The 18,178-nt window shown below is 59.0% G+C and carries 15 protein-coding genes; 9 read left to right on the forward strand and 6 right to left on the reverse strand.

Annotation, left to right across the window (positions count from 1 at the left end):
* Positions 1 to 3: 3 nt before the first annotated feature.
* The gene (locus tag A6U86_RS15805; protein ID WP_068392870.1) at positions 4 to 1,941 is read right to left on the reverse strand and encodes a methyl-accepting chemotaxis protein; all 1,938 of its coding nucleotides are present in this window, start codon (positions 1,939 to 1,941) and stop codon (positions 4 to 6) included.
* Between the two features lie 545 nt (positions 1,942 to 2,486).
* On the opposite strand from A6U86_RS15805, the gene A6U86_RS15810 reads away from it, so the two are divergent.
* From A6U86_RS15810 to A6U86_RS15825, 4 genes are all read left to right on the forward strand, one after another.
* A complete protein-coding gene (locus A6U86_RS15810; RefSeq protein WP_068392873.1) occupies positions 2,487 to 3,797 on the forward strand; it encodes an Nramp family divalent metal transporter in 1,311 nt (436 codons plus the stop codon).
* A gap of 98 nt (positions 3,798 to 3,895) precedes the next feature.
* Positions 3,896 to 4,345: a manganese-binding transcriptional regulator MntR gene (mntR, locus tag A6U86_RS15815; protein ID WP_068392876.1), complete on the forward strand. Its 450-nt coding sequence runs from the start codon at positions 3,896 to 3,898 to the stop codon at positions 4,343 to 4,345.
* Positions 4,346 to 4,547: 202 nt separating this feature from the next.
* Positions 4,548 to 6,014 (forward strand): sensor domain-containing diguanylate cyclase, encoded by a 1,467-nt coding sequence (locus A6U86_RS15820; RefSeq protein WP_068393992.1) that lies wholly within the window; start codon positions 4,548 to 4,550, stop codon positions 6,012 to 6,014.
* Between the two features lie 119 nt (positions 6,015 to 6,133).
* The gene (locus tag A6U86_RS15825; RefSeq protein WP_068392878.1) at positions 6,134 to 6,943 is read left to right on the forward strand and encodes a mechanosensitive ion channel family protein; all 810 of its coding nucleotides are present in this window, start codon (positions 6,134 to 6,136) and stop codon (positions 6,941 to 6,943) included.
* Between the two features lie 195 nt (positions 6,944 to 7,138).
* Here the strand turns inward: A6U86_RS15825 and A6U86_RS15830 are convergent, their stop codons facing one another.
* The 3 genes from A6U86_RS15830 to A6U86_RS15840 all read right to left on the reverse strand — a co-directional run bounded on the left by A6U86_RS15830 (position 7,139) and on the right by A6U86_RS15840 (position 10,234).
* Positions 7,139 to 7,795 (reverse strand): hypothetical protein, encoded by a 657-nt coding sequence (locus tag A6U86_RS15830; protein WP_068392881.1) that lies wholly within the window; start codon positions 7,793 to 7,795, stop codon positions 7,139 to 7,141.
* A 324-nt stretch (positions 7,796 to 8,119) separates the two neighbouring features.
* Entirely contained in the window at positions 8,120 to 9,211 is a 1,092-nt protein-coding gene (locus A6U86_RS15835) for an LLM class flavin-dependent oxidoreductase (RefSeq protein WP_068393993.1), read from the reverse strand.
* A gap of 102 nt (positions 9,212 to 9,313) precedes the next feature.
* A complete protein-coding gene (locus tag A6U86_RS15840) occupies positions 9,314 to 10,234 on the reverse strand; it encodes a LysR family transcriptional regulator (protein ID WP_068392884.1) in 921 nt (306 codons plus the stop codon).
* Between the two features lie 105 nt (positions 10,235 to 10,339).
* Between A6U86_RS15840 and A6U86_RS15845 the strand changes: the two genes are divergently transcribed.
* From A6U86_RS15845 to A6U86_RS15855, 3 genes are read left to right on the forward strand one after another with little or no spacing between them, the layout of a single operon-like run.
* Positions 10,340 to 11,737 carry a VOC family protein gene (locus A6U86_RS15845; RefSeq protein ID WP_068392887.1) on the forward strand — a complete coding sequence of 466 codons (1,398 nt, stop codon included), beginning with the start codon at positions 10,340 to 10,342 and terminating at the stop codon, positions 11,735 to 11,737.
* Between the two features lie 60 nt (positions 11,738 to 11,797).
* Entirely contained in the window at positions 11,798 to 13,330 is a 1,533-nt protein-coding gene (locus A6U86_RS15850) for an aldehyde dehydrogenase family protein (protein WP_068392889.1), read from the forward strand.
* Positions 13,331 to 13,335: 5 nt separating this feature from the next.
* Complete coding sequence (locus A6U86_RS15855) at positions 13,336 to 14,571, forward strand: pyridoxal phosphate-dependent aminotransferase (protein WP_068392892.1); 1,236 nt, start codon at positions 13,336 to 13,338, stop codon at positions 14,569 to 14,571.
* Between the two features lie 101 nt (positions 14,572 to 14,672).
* Here A6U86_RS15855 and A6U86_RS15860 read toward each other — a convergent pair whose 3' ends face one another.
* Positions 14,673 to 15,620 (reverse strand): NADP-dependent oxidoreductase, encoded by a 948-nt coding sequence (locus A6U86_RS15860; RefSeq protein ID WP_068393994.1) that lies wholly within the window; start codon positions 15,618 to 15,620, stop codon positions 14,673 to 14,675.
* A gap of 133 nt (positions 15,621 to 15,753) precedes the next feature.
* On the opposite strand from A6U86_RS15860, the gene A6U86_RS15865 reads away from it, so the two are divergent.
* Complete coding sequence (locus A6U86_RS15865; RefSeq protein ID WP_068392895.1) at positions 15,754 to 16,365, forward strand: TetR/AcrR family transcriptional regulator; 612 nt, start codon at positions 15,754 to 15,756, stop codon at positions 16,363 to 16,365.
* A gap of 122 nt (positions 16,366 to 16,487) precedes the next feature.
* On the opposite strand, the gene A6U86_RS15870 is transcribed toward A6U86_RS15865, so the two are convergent.
* Positions 16,488 to 17,591, reverse strand: coding sequence for a saccharopine dehydrogenase family protein (locus A6U86_RS15870; protein WP_068393996.1), 1,104 nt, complete (start codon positions 17,589 to 17,591; stop codon positions 16,488 to 16,490).
* 138 nt (positions 17,592 to 17,729) lie between these two features.
* Between A6U86_RS15870 and A6U86_RS15875 the strand changes: the two genes are divergently transcribed.
* Positions 17,730 to 18,161, forward strand: coding sequence for an Lrp/AsnC family transcriptional regulator (locus A6U86_RS15875; RefSeq protein ID WP_068393997.1), 432 nt, complete (start codon positions 17,730 to 17,732; stop codon positions 18,159 to 18,161).
* The last annotated feature ends 17 nt before the right edge of the window (positions 18,162 to 18,178 follow it).

Below are 18,178 nucleotides of genomic sequence, written 5' to 3' on the forward strand. Positions count from 1 at the left end.
AGATCAAAACTCTTCCCATGAGGATGCGGCGGCAGCCGATGCGCCGGAGCCTCCAAAGGCACCGGCAATCCTCGCCCGCAACGAACGGGCGGGCGAAGCGGCAGGGCTTGATTGCTGCGTGGCAGCCGCCGGCCGGGCCTGGCTGCTTCGGCCAGCCTGCAGGGTGAATTGCCCGAGGAGGTCGTTCAAGGCCGATACCTCCTTGGCCAGACTATAGCTTGCAGCTGTGGACTCCTCGACCATAGCAGCATTCTGCTGGGTTCCCTGATCGATGGTGTTGACGGCCATGTTGATCTCCTGCAGTCCGGTCGCCTGTTCGCGGGCGGCTTCGACGATCGCGCGGACGTTGCCGTCGATTTCCTCGACCTCCTTGACGATCTGCTGGAGCGACTGCCCGGTTCTGGTGACGAGATCGACACCGCTGTTGACCTGCTGACCCGATGTCGAGATGAGCGCCTTGATCTCCTTGGCCGCCTTGGCGGAGCGCTGCGCCAGTTCCCGCACTTCCTGGGCGACCACGGCAAAGCCCTTGCCGGCCTCTCCCGCGCGCGCCGCCTCTACCCCTGCATTGAGCGCAAGGAGGTTCGTCTGGAAGGCAATATCGTCGATGACACCGATGATGTTGCTGATCTCGCTCGACGACTTTGAAATGGCCTCCATGGCGGCAACCGCCTCGCGCATGACCTCGCCGGATTTCTCGGCGCCGACGCGAGCGCGGCCGACCAGCGAACTCGCTTCTTCCGCGCGCCGGGTCGAATCCTTGACGGTCGTGGTAATCTCCTCAAGTGCTGCCGCAGTTTCCTCGACGGAGGCTGCCTGTTGCTCGGTGCGCTTGGAAAGATCATCGGCAGCAGAGCGGATCTGGTTGGAGCCGGCGGCGATCGCCTGACCGCCCTGACCAACGGCGCGCAACGTTTCCTCAAGCTTCTCCATCGATGCGTTGAATGTTGCCCTCAACTGATCGAGGTGAGCAACGAAGGGCTTCTCGATGCGATAGACCATATTGCCGTTCGAAAGCTCGGCCAGGCCGCCGGCCAAACCATCGACGGCAAATTGCGTATCCGCCGCATCCTTGGCCTTTTGTGCCTCACGCTCCAGCCGTTCCTTTTCCGAAAGGCTACGACCGGCAACGGCATCCTGCTCCAACCGGATGCGCTCGATCGCGTTGTCCCTGAAAATCGCAACGGCTGCGGCCATCTGGCCGACCTCATCCCGACGGCTGATCCCGGCGATCTCCTCGTCGGTATCCCCGTTGGCAAGTGACGCCATGCGGGCACGCAGCAGCTCGATGGGCGAAGCAATGCCGCGTGTCGATACAAGAACCGCGATCAGGATGGCACTGCCCAACAGAATACCCAGAGCAATAAGCGTGTTCCTGATGGTATCGGCAGCCTCTTCTTCCAGCAGATTGCTCTTTGCATCGATGTTCTTGTTGAAGGTATCCAGCCAGGCGCGGACGGCGAGAACCTCGTCATTGATCAGCGGATCCGCCTGCTTCAACAGCTTGAGGGAGCCCTCATTATCGTCCACCTGCCCCGCCTTGACGGCTTGATCGGTCACCGCGATGAGCTCATTCGCCTTCGCTGCCAGCTTGTCCACCGCATCCGCTTCGGCCGGCATCAACTCCCTGACAGCGGCAAAGCGCTCAAGAAGCACTTTCTTGTTCTCCTCATAATCCCTGGAGAACTTGGCCATTTCCTGGTCTTTCGAGCTGTAGGCCAGGATCTGGTAGGCATTGTAGCTCAGCGCCGTCACCCGTTGGCTGGCTCTCGACATCTCTACGGCCGCCGCCTCGTCTTTCGAAATGAAGTCGGAATAGGTGGTGACGCTGTGGCGATATTGGTTCGACACGAAAAGGACGCCTGCAATCCCGATCAGGCAAATCGGAATCATGATGGAAAGGACCTTCGTCCTGATTTTGGCGTTCTGGAGAAATGACATGATGTGACCTGCTCTTCGTAAAGAGCGGCAATCGCCTGCATGCGACAATATGTGCAGTACCGATGATTGCCAGCTTCGGGATGGGGAGCACTGCAGATAAGGAGCTTCCTGCTCACCACCAAAGGCGCTGCAACCCTCAAAAAACACAGCAGCCTGACAAAACTATTAACATGGAAAATATTACATAAATTTAATCAAGACTATAGCGCAATATATCTAGACCTGAGGGAAATGTAATTTCCAATTGCATCTGGAATCTGCTCTTTCAATCCAGAATTTTTATGGATATTCCAATAATATAAAATCTATACTTGAATATCTTGGGTGTAATCGCACAGATTTCATCCCGACAACACGCCATGCCCACCATTCGGCCAGATTTCTTCTACCCTTTCCTTGAAGAAACGAAACCGCCCCGCGTGGCCGAATCTCCATCTGTCGTATCTCGCCACCTCGCTGAATATTAGCACCAACTTCCAATAATGGCGCCTTGACATAAATTTAGCCAAGGCTATGTTTTAAATAACGAGCTGGAGAAAGCCCCCATGACAGACTCGATAGTCCGGCAGACATTGTCGGAACGCACAGATATGCAAATTCGCGAAGTACTGGCCGGCAGGCGCCGCGGCTTCGGATCTATCCTACTCTTCGCCGGCCCCGCGGTCGTCGCCTCCATTGCCTATATGGATCCCGGAAACTTCGCGACGAACATCCAGGCTGGCTCCGGCTATGGCTATTCCCTGCTATGGGTTGTGTTGGTGGCGAACCTCATTGCCATGCTCTTCCAGGCGCTCTCGGCAAAGCTCGGCATCGTCACCGGCCGCAATCTCGCCGAGCTCTGTCGTGATCAGTTTTCGGCGCCTGTTCGGCTTGCAATGTGGGTCGTCAGCGAAATCGCGGCGATGGCCACCGATCTGGCCGAATTCCTCGGCGGCGCAATTGGCCTCTCTCTGCTCTTCGGCATGCCGCTTCTCGCCGGAATGGTCGTCACGGCTGTTGTGACATATGGCGTCCTGCTGATGGAAAGACACGGCTTCCGGCCAATGGAGCTGATCATCGGCGGGCTGGTCGCAATCATCAGTCTTTGCTACGTCTTGGAAATGTTCATCGCCCCCGTCGCCTGGGGCCAGGCAGGCCTCGGGACGATCCTGCCATCGATCCCCGACTCCACCGCACTGACAATCTCAGTCGGCATCATCGGCGCGACTGTCATGCCCCACGCTCTTTACCTGCATTCCGGCCTGACCCAACACCGCGCACCGGGGCGCAACAACAATGAGCGGCGGAAACTGGTGCTCTTTTCCAATTGGGAGTGCGTCATCGCCCTCGCCGTCGCCGGCGCTGTGAACATGGCGATGGTGATCATGGCCGCGGCCGCCTTCCATGCCGGCCATCCCGACGTCGCCGAGATCGAAACCGCCTATCATACGCTTACCCCTCTCCTCGGCGGCGCGGCGGCCAGCATCTTCCTGATCTCGCTGATGGCCTCAGGCATCTCTTCATCTGCAGTCGGCACCATGGCCGGGCAGATGATCATGCAGGGCTTCGTCGGCTTTCGCATTCCGGTCTGGCTGCGCCGGCTGGTCACCATGCTCCCGGCTTTCGCGGTGGTTCTGATGGGTGTCAATACCACCGAAGCACTGGTCTACAGCCAGGTCGTGCTTTCTTTTGCGCTGCCGATTCCGATGATCGCGCTGGTCCTGTTCACTCGTAACCGCGCCATCATGGGCAATTTCGCCAATGGCCGGTTGACCGATATCACCGCGATCGTCGGCACGATCGTCATTCTGGGCCTGAATGCAATCCTGCTCCTGCAGACCTTCGGCATCCCGATACCCGGGCTCAGCAACGGTTGATCCGGATCAGGCGCTGGGCTTTCATAACGGAGTTGAATTATTTATAGTCGAGGCTAAACATCATCACACAACTCGTGATCTTATGAAGGTAAGCCGCCTTGACGAAACCACCTGCCGCCCCGGAAAGCCGTCTTGCTTCGACAGAAGTCGAGACGCATGTCGAGGCCTTTCAGAAAAGCCGCGATGATCGGCGCACGGAGCTGATGGAAGACTACGTGGAGCTGATCGCCGATCTGATAGAACATGCCGGAGAGGCCCGCCAGACCGATATCGCACAGCGGCTGGGAGTAACCCAGCCCACGGTCGCCAAGATGCTCAAGCGTCTGGCCGAAGAAAACCTGATCACCCAGCGCCCCTATCGCGGCGTCTTCCTGACCGAGGAAGGCCATCGCTTGGCCGTTGCGACACGCCGGCGCCATGAGGTCGTGGAAGCTGTCCTTTGCCGTCTTGGTGTCGATCCCGATACCGCGCGAAACGACGCGGAGGGCATCGAACACCATGTCAGTGAAAAGACGCTCGAAGCCTTCGAGCGCTTTCTGAGGACGTGATGACTGAGCGACAGAATTAAAGAGCCATTTTTGGCACAGTTTTGGCGAGAATGATTTGAAAATTAGCCGGCAATAACTGTCCGCCTTGACCAATCAACCGGTATCAACGCAAGCTTTACAAATCTTCGCTAAGCAGCATTTAGCGAACCGCTGGTCTTTGTCGCGAACAGACTGATTTTTATTACCGGCGCAGGGAATCATGATGAACGCCCAGGATCTGAGCACCACCGTATTCGACATCGCCCCAGTCGCCATGTGGCTGGAAGACTTCAGCGGCGTTAGGGAACAGTTCGAACTGTGGCGGAGCGAAGGGGTGACGGATCTGCGCTCCTTCCTGCTTGAGGATGAGCAGCGCGTTGCGGCATGCTCGCAAAAGATTCGGGTCCTCTCGGTCAATGCCAAGACTTTGGAACTGTTCGAGGCGCAATCCTTCGAGGCGCTGGTGGAAGGGCTTTCCAATGTCTTCCGTGGCGAAATGCTGCAAAGCCATGTGAATGAACTGGTCGCGCTCTGGGAGGGCAAGACCGAATTTTCCGGCACCGCGATCAACTATACGCTTGGCGGCCGCAGGCTGGACATCCAGCTTCGCGGCATCGTGCTGCCGGGCCATGAAACGTCCTGGAGCCAGTTGCTGCTGACCACGGAAGACGTGACGGCACGCGAGGAAGCAAGGCGACAGGAAGAGCGCCAGCGCCGCTATGCCGAAGGCATGTTCGAACATTCGCCCGTATCGCTATGGGTCGAGGATTTCAGCCGCATCAAGATCCTGCTCGATGAAATCCGCAACCGCGGCATCGTCGATTTCCAGGTGTTTCTCGACGTCCATCCCGAGTTCGTTCAGCAATGCATGAGCGAGATCAGCGTGCTCGACGTCAATCAGGCGACACTCGACCTGTTCTGTGCGCCCGATCGGCAAACCCTGCATCAGCGGATCGGTGAAATCTTTCGCGATGACATGGAAAAGCATTTTCGCGGGCAGCTGGTGGAATTGTGGAACGAGCGACTATTCCATCAACGCGAGGTGCTGAACTACGCCCTCGACGGCTCCGAGCGCCATGTCCTTCTGCAGTTTTCCGTCTTCCCCGGCTACGAGCACGATTGGTCGCTGGTTCAGGTGGCGCTGACCGACATTACCGCCCGCAAGAAGGCCGAGGCCTATCTCGAATATCTCGGCAAGCACGATGTGCTGACACGGCTCTATAACCGCGCCTTCTACATGGATGAACTCAACAGGCTGGGACGCAAATCGCTGCGGCCGGTCTCGGCCATTATTATCGATCTCAATGGCCTCAAGGCGGCCAATGACGAGAGCGGGCACGACGCCGGCGATTCCTTGCTGCGACGCATGGGAGAAGTGTTGAACAGTGTCGTCTCCCAGCCAAATCATGCAGCACGGATCGGCGGCGATGAATTTGCCGTTCTCATGCCGGGCGCCGATGAGATTGCGGCCGCAGCCATGGTTGAGACCATCAACGAGCTGCTGAAGATCAACAACCAGTTCTATTCCAGCTCCCCGCTCAGTACCGCCGTCGGCGTTGCGACAAGCCAGCCGGGAGAAACCATGGAAGCCATGGTCAAGCGCGCGGATCTGGGCATGTATGAACACAAGAAAGCCCATTATGCCGCGACCGCCGGCCTTGGCCCGCACCAGGCAAAGCACGGCGCCTGATAACGGTGCCGCATTTCCTTCCCTTCGGCTGACCAAACAGCGCATCCCGGAATACCCCGTGGCCAGGAACAAAAGCCGGGACTCAACATTTGGCTTTCTGGAAAAAGATGGAGTTTTAAATGGAAGATCAAACGACCAACGTCGTCGTCGCCACTCGAAGCGCTCTCGACCAGGCATCCGCACTCGCAGTCCAATATGGCTTCTCTATCCTCGGTGCAGTCATTCTACTGGTAGTCGGCTGGATTTTGGCCGGCGTCATCAGCCGCGCGGCCTATCGTGTCATCTCGCGCATCCGCGGCATTGACGAGACACTGGCAAGCTTCTTCCAGAATGTCCTGCATTATGGCCTGCTCGTCCTCGTGTTTATCACCGTTCTCGGACAGTTCGGTGTCCAGACGGCCTCCATCATCGCCACATTGGGCGCCGCCGGCCTCGCAGTAGGCCTGGCGCTGCAAGGGACGCTTCAGAATATTGCCGCAGGCATCATGCTGCTGGTGCTCAGGCCATTTCGGGTCGGCGAATATATAGAGACGACGAATGTCAAAGGCTTCATCCGGGACATTGGGCTCTTTGCAACGGAAATGAAGACCGAAGACGGTCTCTACCTCATGGCACCGAACTCCACACTCTGGAACACGCCCATCATCAACCACAGCCGCGAGCCCGATCGCCGGCAGGAACTGTCGATCGCCGTCGGCAATGATGTCGACATCAATGTCGCCCGCAAGACCATTCTCGACGTCGTGACGTCGGACCAGCGCGTGAAGAGCAAGCCCGCGCCTTTGGCCTATCTGGATGACCTGACGGCAGACCAGACTGTCGTGAAGATCCAATATTGGACGATTACCTCGGCCTGGACGGAAGCCCGGCACGAGATCATCTCGAAGCTGAAATCGAAGCTTGCCGAAGCCGATATTCCGATCAAATAGCAGGTGAGGCCGCAACCAGGGACGTTGGAACCTGCCGCCAGTCGGGAGCAGGCTGACGGCAGGTTTTTACGAGGTTTTAATGCCTCGTGCGCGATCCAACGATCCCGCTATCTTCCAAACTGAAGCGCGAGACATTTGTTCCGCACCCGAGCGAAATCAGCAGGCGCGATCGGGACCATCGTGCGAGTTACTACGCTACCATTTTACCCGGTAGTCGAGGCGCAGATTGCCGGCTGGCGTCAACGTCTGCGGATCGAAGAAGGAAGCAGAAAAATTCAGGTTCTGCGCAAGAGGCTGCTGAAACGAGAGCGTGCTGGAAAAGGCATTGCCGACATCTTTCAAATTGCCGCTTGCCGATATGGATGTTCCTGTCCAGGGAACCGCAAGTGTCACGTCCTGTGTCGCGATGATGGTATTCGCAGCGCTTCGCGCCCCCACATAATTGACATTCAATGATCTGGAGGTGCGCATATCGAGGTTGTCGGACACGATCCAGCTGCGCGAGCGGGCAAAACAAAGGCTTCCGGCACCGTTCAGCGTGTCCACGCGCAGTGCCACTTCGCGCCGCCAGCTGGTCGAGAAACGGCCCTGGCTGTCGACTGCCCTCCCCCAGATTGTCGCAAGACTGCTGCTGCGCAGGATCGTTCCATTCAAGGAACCTCCCAGGCCGAGATCCACGCCCGCACTCGTTTCCCAAGCCATCGGCAATCGAAAACCCAGCGTCGTCTTATATGTTCGCGGCGCAACCTTGACCGGCGACCAGATCATCAGATCACTGGCATTGGCGGCCTGCGGCAACAACATCACGCTTGCAAGAACGCCGAAAATGGCGCGCTGTGCAATGAAAGCCATCTATTAAACCCACTCATCTCTGCCCAAAACTTTGGGCGCACCAAGACAACGGCCGAACACGTGGCAAATGCCGCATTCAGGCCTCGGATTGATTTGTTCGGTTGAGCGCCCGAAATCGGAAGCGCTTCGGAGCCCAAAACAGGCATCCGCTAGAAGGATAAATCGCCACTACGAAAACGGGCGCCACCTTCGCCTAAAGACTCCCATCCACCGCCGGGCTTGTAAACCCCTTGAGACCAAGTTTTTTGCTGCGGTGCACATTTGCCGCATATGGTGGTGATAACGCCGGCCTTGCCGCCAGCCATCAAGACCGGCTGCGCAACATCACTCCACGCGAAGCCCGGCCTTCTTCAGAAGCGGGAGCACCCGATCGCAAAAATAGGGAAGTTCCTGGGTGTAATTGACGAATGACAAGGCGATGCCCGCATAGCCTTGCTCGGAAATGGCAATCATCTCGTCAGCGATGCGTTCCGGCGTTCCGATCAGCGGATAGCTGCCCGCTCCGCCCGCAAAGCGCTGGCGATAACGATCATAGGCATCGCGATCATGAGATTGCGAAAACTCCTTCTTGCCGGCCATGTGCTGGTCGACGGCGGCGTGGTCGGCCATGGTGACAGCGTAGCGGGTATAGTATTCCTCGGCCTCTGCCTGCGTTTCGCGGCAGACGACATGGCAGACCGTGTAGACGCCCACCTGCCGGCCCTTCTTTTCCGCACGTTCGCTGATGTCGATCACATGCTTTCCAGCGTCAGCAATCTCGGTGAAAGTGGTGAAGAGATAGTCGCAATGGCCGGCTGCGAAATCTCGGCCGGGGCCGCCGAATGCGGCATTCATGGTCACCGGGCGCGGCGTCTGCAGGCTTGCCGGCCGGCTGACGGCCTCTTTCAGGCTGTAGTAGGCTCCGGCATAATCCAGCGGCTCGTCGGAGGCGTAGAGCTTTTCAACGATCTCGAGCCATTCCGTCGCCTGGTCGTAGCCCTTCTCGACAAGTGGCACGCCGAACATGCCGAACTCCTTCGGGTTCCAGCCGCAGACGATGTTGAGCCCTGCCCGCCCCTGACTGATATGATCGACTGTCGCAAGCGACTTTGCCGCATAGAGCGGATGGACGAGCGGGACATGCACCGTCATGAACAGACCGATGCGATCCGTCGCAGCAGAAAGAGCCGCGGCCCAGGTGAAGGTCTCGAACGACCATTCTCGCACCCGGTTCTTGCCGCCGAAGCCACGCCAGCGGGCGATCGGCAGGAAGAATTCAAGACCGGCGCGATCGGCGATCTGTGCGGCGGTCAAATTGTCCTGCCAACCGGCCGTCCACCGCTCCGGCACATCGGTAATGGCAAGCCCGCCATCGGCATTGGTCGAGAACACGCCAAGCTTCAGCCGGTTCGGCCCCTTCAGCGGATGCATCTTCATGGCGCCTTCTCCTCCGACTCCATCCTGCAGCGTTCCGGCAACCGGCAACGATGCGACACGCAAATGTGTGACGCTCACGGAAAAGAATTTCAACCCTAAAATTTATTTGGCTGTTGTCGCTTGGGACGGCGGCGTTACCTGGCTCACAAGCCAATCCTGAAAGAGCATGGCGATCTCGTTGGTCTGCTTCTTTTCCGGCATGACGACATAGTAGCTGTTCTCGGTCGGCATCGGCAGTTCGAACAGAGGCAGCAGCGCGCCTGTCTGCAATTCCTCTTCGATGAGATAGGTGGGCAGCAGCGCGACGCCGAGCCCGGAGATGGCAGCGGCGATGATCATTGAGAACTGATCGAAGCGGGCGCCGGGATAGGCATGTTCCGTCGGCAATTTCTGCAGATCGAACCATTGCGCCCAGAGCTTCGGACGTGTTGTCAGGTGCAGCAGCGGAGCGAGCGATAGATCCTCCGGACCGCTGAGCTTCAATCGGCCGGCCAGTTGCCGACTGGCTACCGGCAGAACCGTCTCATTGCAGAGAAACGTGGCAACGGCGCCTGCCCAGGCCGGCAGGCCGTAATGAATGGCAAGGTCGAAATTATCCTCATCAAAACTGAAGGGCTTGGAGCGCGACTCCACCGTAACCGCGACGTCCCGATGCTCGTCAAGAAAATGGCCGAGCCGCGGCACGAGCCATCGCGTGCCGAAGGTCGGCAGGGTTGCCACCTTCAGCGACAGCTTCATCTGACCCGCGGCGACGGCGCCGATCATCAGGCGCTCCGAGCGCAGCAGCAGATCCTTGACCTCCGGCAAAAGCCGAAGCCCGGCTTCCGACAGGACGACACGTTGTCGCACGCGCTCAAAGAGCTTCAGCCCGGTCTGCTGCTCCAGCTCGCTGATCTGACGGCTGACGGCGCTCTGGGTCAGGTTCAGTTCTTCGGCCGCCCGCGAAAAGTTCTGATGCCGGGCGGCACATTCGAACGCCTGCAGATTGACGATGTCGGGGATGAGGCGTCTGCGCATGATCATTCCATTTCCGCATCAAGTTAGAATTTTCTCTCACAAGACTGGCGGTGGGACAAGAGATATCCTGCAATATAGGAATGATATAGCCTTTTCAGGAACCGACCGCCCATGAAGTCTGATCACGTCTCCACAAGCGATATTCGAAGCGCCTTTTCGGCCGCCATGTCCGCCATGTATCGCGAAGAAGTCCCCGCTTACGGCACGCTCATGGAGCTGGTGGGCCGCGTCAACGATGCAACGCTCGCCGCCCAGCCGAAATTGAAGGAACGCCTGCAGGCAACCGACTATCTCGATCGCATTTCCGAGGAGCGGCACGGCGCGATCCGGCTCGGGACGCCGGCGGAGCTGGCAATGATGGCGCGCGTGTTCGCCGTCATGGGCATGTATCCCGTCGGTTATTACGATCTTTCAACGGCAGGTGTGCCCGTGCATTCAACGGCATTCCGGCCCGTCGGAGACGCCCAGCTGAAGCGCAACCCGTTCCGTGTGTTCACCTCGCTGCTGCGCCTCGATCTGATTGCAGATCAAGACCTGCGCGCGGCATCGGCTGAAATTCTTTCGAAGCGCCGGATCTTCACCGAAGACGCCATTTCGCTCACAGAAAAAGCCGAACGCGACGGCGGCTTGAATATGGCCGACGCCAGCCGTTTCGTCGACGAAGTGCTTGAGACTTTCCGCTGGCACGACGAAGCCAACGTCGATGCCGCAATGTACCATCGCCTCCATGATGCCCATCGCCTGATTGCAGATGTCGTTTCGTTCAAGGGCCCGCACATCAACCATCTGACGCCGCGCACGCTGGATATCGACCAGGTGCAGGCGCTGATGCCCGATTATGACATTGCGCCGAAGGCCATCGTCGAAGGCCCGCCGACACGCGCCTGCCCGATCCTCTTGCGCCAGACCTCCTTCAAGGCGCTGGAAGAGCCCGTATCCTTCCGCAATGCAGACGGCGTCTGGGAAACCGGGTCGCATACCGCCCGCTTCGGCGAGATCGAGCAGCGAGGCATTGCGCTCACCCCTAAAGGCCGCGCCCTTTACGACCGCTTGCTAGACCAGTCCCGCAAGATCGTGCGGCCCGCCGCCGACGGCTCGAATGCGCGCGAGTATGAGGCCGCGCTCGCGCAGAGCTTCGCCGAATTCCCCGATGATTGGGCAATGATCCGCGCCGAAGAGCTTGGCTATTTCGCCTATTCTCTGACGGCCAAGGGCAAGGCTGCGACCGTAAGGGGCGATGGCTCCCTAGAAACCCTGATCGAAGCAGGTTTTATCCAGTTCGATCCGATCGTCTATGAAGACTTCCTGCCCGTCAGTGCCGCAGGCATCTTCCAATCCAACCTCGGCGACAGCGCCCAGCAGGAATTCATCGCCAGCCCGAACCAGAAGCGGTTCGAAGCCGACCTTGGAATGAAGGTCGTGAACGAATTCGACCATTATGCCGGCATCGAGCAGGCATCGATCGATGCGTGCCTGCGGGCACTATCCCAACAAGACGCGGCCGAGTGAGATCGCGCGACCATAGAGGTCGCGCCGCAGGCCCGGATCAGAGACAAGTGGAGTTATGAGATGAATATCGCAGCAAAGAATCTTTCCGTCGCGGCCGAAACCGCCGCAATCCTCGAAAAGCTCGGTGTCGACAAGGCGCTCTATACGCAGGGCGACATGCCCTCCTACTCGCCTGTAACCGGCGAGAAAATCGGCGATTTGAGGACCGTTTCGGCCGATGAAGCAGCCCGGCGGATCGAGAAGGCTCACGCCGCATTCCGCGCCTGGCGTCTGGTGCCGGCGCCCAAGCGTGGCGAGCTCGTCCGCCTGCTCGGCGAAGAGCTGCGCGCCGCCAAGGACGACCTTGGTCGCCTGGTCTCGATCGAAGCCGGCAAGATCCGCTCCGAAGGCCTCGGCGAAGTGCAGGAAATGATCGACATCTGCGACTTTGCAGTCGGCCTCTCCCGCCAGCTCTACGGCCTGACGATCGCCACCGAGCGCCCGGGCCATCGTATGATGGAAACTTGGCATCCGCTTGGCGTCGTCGGTATCATCTCGGCCTTCAACTTCCCGGTCGCGGTGTGGTCGTGGAACGCGGCGCTCGCGCTGATCTGCGGCAATCCGGTCATCTGGAAACCCTCGGAAAAGACGCCGCTGACGGCACTGGCCTCGCAAGCCATCCTCGACCGTGCGCTTGCCCGCTTCGGCGATGCGCCAGAAGGCTTGTCGCAGATCCTCATCGGTGACCGCGCCATCGGCGAAGTGCTCGTCGATCATCCCAAGGTGCCGCTCGTCTCGGCGACGGGCTCGACCCGCATGGGCCGCGATGTCGGGCCACGGCTCGCCAAGCGATTTGCCCGCGCCATTCTCGAACTCGGTGGTAACAATGCCGGTATTGTCTGCCCGTCTGCAGATCTCGACATGGCGCTGCGCGCCATCGCCTTCGGCGCCATGGGCACCGCCGGTCAGCGCTGCACCACGCTGCGCCGCCTCTTCGTACATACGAGCGTTTACGACCAGCTCATGCCGCGTCTGAAGAAAGCCTATCAGAGCGTCTCGGTCGGCGATCCCCTGCACTCCTCGGCTCTCGTCGGCCCGCTGATCGACAAGGCCGCGTTCGACGGCATGCAGAAGGCGATTTCAGCCGCGAAGTCGTATGGCGGCACGGTCACCGGTGGCGAGCGCATCGATGTCGGCCATGCCGATGGCTATTATGCCAAGCCGGCGCTTGTGGAGATGCCGAAGCAAGCCGGGCCCGTTTTCGAAGAAACCTTCGCGCCGATCCTCTATGTCATGCCTTATGACGACTTCGATGCCGTGATCGAAGAACACAATGCCGTCTCGGCCGGCCTTTCCTCGTCGATCTTCACGCGCGACATGCAGGAATCCGAGCGCTTCCTTGCCGCTGACGGCTCGGATTGTGGCATTGCCAACGTCAATATCGGCACATCGGGCGCCGAAATCGGCGGCGCATTCGGCGGCGAGAAGGAAACCGGCGGCGGTCGCGAATCCGGATCGGATGCCTGGAGAGCCTACATGCGTCGGGCGACCAACACCGTGAACTATTCCAAGGCCCTGCCGCTGGCTCAGGGCGTTTCCTTCGACATCGAGTAAGCCTCATGACGATCGCCACCACCATCGAGGAAGCGGGTTTTCGACCCGCTTCGCGCATCGCCTCCATCGGCGTATCGACAATCCTGCAGATCGGTGCGCGCGCCAATGCGATGAAGCGCGACGGCCTGCCCGTCATCATCCTCGGCGCGGGCGAACCGGATTTCGATACGCCTGACAACGTCAAGGAGGCCGCAAAAGCCGCCATCAATCGTGGCGAAACGAAATACACCGCGCTCGACGGCACACCGGAGCTGAAGAAGGCGATTGCCGGCAAGTTCCTGCGCGAGAATGGCGTCGACTATGCTCTCGACGAAATCACCGTGGCGACGGGCGCAAAGCAGATCCTGTTCAATGCCTTCATGGCATCCATCGATCCGGGCGATGAGGTGATCATCCCGACGCCCTATTGGACTTCCTATTCCGATATCGTCGAGATCAGCGGCGGCGTGCCGGTGCTGATCCCCTGCGATGCCGAGGCCGGTTTCCGCCTGAAGGCGGATCAGCTCGAAAAGGCGATCACGCCGAAGACGCGCTGGCTGCTCCTCAATTCGCCGTCCAATCCATCGGGTGCGGCCTATTCGGAAGCGGATTACCGCCCGCTCATAGACGTTCTGCTACGCCATCCGCATGTCTGGCTGATGGTCGACGACATGTATGAGCACATCGTCTATGACGACTTCCGTTTCACGACGCCTGTCGCCATCGAGCCCAGCCTCAAGAGCCGGACGCTGACCGTCAACGGCGTTTCCAAGGCCTATGCGATGACCGGCTGGCGCATCGGTTACGCCGGTGGCCCGAAGGCACTGATCAAGGCCATGGCCGTCATCCAGAGCCAGGCGACCTCCTGCCCGTCCTCCGTCAGCCAGGCAGCCGCCGTTGCCGCACTGAATGGCCCGCAAGATTTTCTCAAGGATCGCACCGCCAGCTTCCAGCGCCGGCGTGATCTCGTCGTCGGCAGGCTCAATACTATCGAAGGCCTGAATTGCCGTGTGCCCGAAGGCGCCTTCTACACATTCTCGAGCTGCGCTGGTGTGCTCGGCAAAACGACATCCTCGGGCAAGACCATCCTAACGGATGCGGATTTCTGCGCCTATCTGCTCGACGAAGCCCATGTCGCCGTCGTGCCAGGTTCGGCATTCGGGCTGTCGCCCTATTTCCGCATTTCCTATGCGACATCCGAGGCAGATCTTGTCGAAGCGCTTGATCGCATCGAACGGGCCTGCGCAGCGCTACAGTCATGACCCAAGGAGAGTGTGGCACCCTCACGGGCAGCCACTAACTCAACCATGGAACCGCTTTCGCGCGAGATAGCTATGGGGTGACCATTTCCTGTGCCGGATGCCTAAGGCTGGAGCACGATTTTTCCGTGCGCATGTCCGCTCAGGCTAAGATCCATCGCCTCCTTCCAGCTTGCCAGCGGTAGTGCCAGAGCAAGCGGGATTGAGAATTCGCCGACAGCCGCGAGCTTGGCAAACTCCCCGATCACGTCATATCGTTGCGGTGTGTTTTCTGAAAACGTGTGGCGAATGCCCATTTTATCCGCCGCCGAGAAATCGCTAATGGTCAGAATACGCCTGGGATCACCACCAGCAATTTCCAGCAGGTCAGGAAGCCCGCCGTTGGCGGGGGCCGTATCAAGTATCAAATCGGGCGAGCCCTGTGCAATATCGCGAACTCGCTGGATCATCCCCTCCCCATAGCGCGTCACCTTTGCACCGAAGCCGCGGAGACGCTCGCCGAATGTCTCTCCCGCAGTTGTGATGACCTTCGCGCCACGGATCAGGGCTATCTGTACCGCTGCAAAGCCGACCATCGTTCCGCCGCCATGCACCAGCACGGTGTGCCCCTTTTCGACCCGAAGGCTTTCAATGCTTCGGAATGCGGTTTCAACGACGAGCGTTAGTGACGCGGCATGGATCATGTCGAGCCCCTCCGGAACCGGAGCCCAGTGATTGAGCACGGCGAAATCCGATGCGCCGGCGCTCGCACAACCTGCGAAATCGGCAGAGCCAAGCACAGCATCGCCTATCCTGACACCTGTAACGCCCTCGCCGACTGAATCGACAACCCCGGCGACATCCAGGCCAATGCCGCGAGGCATTTTTCCGGGAAACAGGCCACGACACAGCGCCCAGTCTGCCGGGTTGAGGCCGCAGGCGTGTACCTTTACCAGGATGCGGTCCTGGCCCGGCTCGGGAATAGTCACCCTCTCCAGAACCAGAACATCCTCAGGTTCCCCATAGTCATGAAACCGGATGCTGCGCATGTCTGAGGGCTTGGTATCGGTCATATCTGTTCTCGCTTTCATTCTTCTCAAGCAAAGATGATCGCAGTTCCTTGGTTGCAAACTTGCACGGCGCTGCGTAGTATTGTCAGTGACTGACGATAAGCGTAAAGTCAGCCACTGACAATAGGGAAAGTTGATGCCGCGAAATCGTGAAGAGGTGCGTCGCCGTCTCATGGAAGCGGCTCTGGAACTATACCAGGAGCGCGGGTACGAGCAGACAACGGCTGCCGAAATTGCACAAAAGGCTGGCGTGACGGAGCGAACTTTTTTCCGGCACTTTCCGGACAAGCGGGAGATGTTCTTTCACGGGGAGACGGCGCTGGGCGAGATGCTAACCGCGGCGGTGCGTAACGCTCCGCGTGAACTCGGCCCCTGGGAAACCCTATTCAAAGCCTTTCGTTCGGCGGAAAAGCTCTTCATTGAAAACCGCCACATCTCCGAGCCGGGACGCCGGATTGTCGCTGCCAGCCCCGCTCTTCAGGAAAGACAGGCGGCGAAGGTCAATTCTCTGACGGAAGCGTTGGCTGCAGAATTACGCGAGCGCGGCGTGGCTGCCCGGCGCGCTTCACTGATTGCGAAAATCGGCATGGCAGTTCTTGCTCACGCCGTAGCCTCATGGCTCGATGGCGGCTCTCAAGAATTGGACGATCACCTGATCCAGGCCTTTGAGGATGTAAGTGATCTCTCTGCCTTCAACGTGACGAGGTTCGCTGAAACTGCCGAACCGCAACTACGGGCTGATAGCTGACGGCGCATTGGACCGCCGGAGTGATGTGTCAAAATGTGAAATCGCGGCTTTGAGCGATTCCACATTCGGATCAATGGCGGGCCTGTCAGCCCACCATAATTTTAGCAAGTAAAAGCTTATACTTATACGGCTTCTCTCATGCGAAGCTTCTCAAGGCTGTAGACCTGCCCGAAGCGATTGTTGAGGAAGTCGCCAAGGTCGATTTCTTCCTGGCAGACGAAGCCCTTGGTGGGAAGCTTGCCGTGGGAGAGCAGATCGAGAACTGTCGTGATGCCGGCAGCCGTGGTGATCTGGATGGCGCTCATCTTCTTGCCGGCAACGATGCCCGCATAGACCTTGTTGGCATAGGTTTCCTGCATGTAACGGCCTTCGCGCCAGCCGCAGACGGTGACGAAGACAACGACCACATCCTGCATTGTCGCAGGCAGGGCGTTTTCGAAGAGGTCCTTCAGCACATCGCGGCGGTTCTTGAGGTTCAGGTCGTTCAGGAGCGCCTTGATGATGGCCTGGTGACCGGGATAGCGGATGGTGCGGTAATTCATCGTGCGCACACGGCCGGCAAGCGTCTTGGCAAGCGTGCCGAGGCCGCCGGAGGTGTTGAACGCCTCATAGGTGACGCCATCGAGGGAGAATTCCTCGCGCTCTTCCATGGCTGGCACTGTCACGAGCTTGCCTTCGACGATCGCTTCGCACGGCTCGATATATTCGTTGATCAGGCCGTCCGTGCTCCAGGTCAGGTTATAGTTCAAGGCATTGGACGGATATTGCGGCAACGCGCCGACGCGCATGCGGACGCTGTCGAGGCTGTCGAAACGCTTGGCGAGATCGTTGGCGACAATCGAGATAAAGCCCGGCGCCAAGCCGCATTGCGGGATGAAAGAAGTTTTGGCCCCCTGGGCCAGTTCTTCGACCTTCTTCGTCGTGGCGACATCCTCGGTGAGGTCGAGATAGTGAACGCCCGCTTCGAGCGCGGCTTCGGCGACAAAGCCGGTGAGATGGAAAGGAGCGGCCGACAGAACAGCGAACTTTCCGGTGAGAACAGCGACGAGCCCGGCGCGGTCGGCGATATCGACGGCTGCCGTGGAAATAGCAGGGTGGCGATCGATCTTGGCAAGCTGCTCGGGGCTGCGGTCGGCGACGACAACCCTGTAATCGCCCGTATCAGCCAGAATCAGCGCGATCGCTCCGCCGATCTTGCCTGCACCGATGACCACTATCTCTTTCATATAAATCCCCTGCATTTCATTGATAAGATTTTTATAAGTGTAGGCAGGGATTGGACGATTCATAGCGACATAAAGCGCTTTTCGTCGTATAAAAATAAGCAAAATGACACTATATTTTTGCAAAATGCAGGAATGACGATGCAGGTAACGGAAAAAGATCGGGAATTGCTGGCATTGCTCGGCCAAAATGCCCGCATGCCGGTGGCGACACTCGCCAAAAGGCTGTCGCTATCGCGCACAACGGTGCAGGCCCGGCTCGAACGGCTTGAGAGAGAAGGCGTGATCGCCGGCTATGGGGTGCGGCTGTCGGAAACCTATCTCTCCGGCCTCATCCGCGCCCATGTTCTGATTACCATCGCGCCGAAAGCACTCTCGGCCGTGACGGCGTCGCTGGATGCGATCCATGAGGTAACGACGCTGCATTCCGTCAGCGGTTCCTTCGACCTGATCGCCATCGTAGCCGCACCGTCGATTTCCGAGCTGGATCAGTTGATCGACGAAATCGGCAAGATCGACGGTGTCGAACGCACGCTATCGTCCATCGTCCTTTCGACGCGGATCTCGCGCTGAACTCACGGCGCCCGGGG

It is taken from the genome of Rhizobium sp. AC27/96 (assembly GCF_001692325.1).
Classification (GTDB): Bacteria; Pseudomonadota; Alphaproteobacteria; order Rhizobiales; family Rhizobiaceae; genus Rhizobium.